1 protein-coding gene is annotated in these 245 nt (G+C 63.7%); it reads left to right on the top strand.

The window, feature by feature from the left end; genetic code table 11:
• The coding region (locus J5M67_RS29170) for a sulfatase-like hydrolase/transferase (protein WP_207888753.1) at nucleotides 1–245 on the top strand (245 nt) is incomplete at both ends.

The raw sequence follows: 245 nt of genomic DNA, 5'->3' as shown, positions 1-245 counted from the left end.
GAATACCACGCGCATGCACCTCTTCACCCACGTGCGCGACTCGATGAAGGGCCAGAGCGGCATGCCCGGCAACGAGTACGCCGACGGCATGCTCGAACACGACGGCGACGTCGGCAAACTGCTCAAGGCGGTGGACGACCTGAAGATCGCCGACAACACCATCGTCGTCTACACCACCGACAACGGCCCGAACCAGTGGTCCTGGCCGGATGCGGCCACCACCCCGTTCCGCAACGAGAAGAACT

The sequence above is a fragment of the Pseudomonas sp. 30_B genome (assembly GCF_017491605.1).
In the GTDB taxonomy this organism is placed as follows: Bacteria; Pseudomonadota; Gammaproteobacteria; order Pseudomonadales; family Pseudomonadaceae; genus Pseudomonas.
This window is presented reverse-complemented; position numbering and strand designations above follow the sequence as displayed.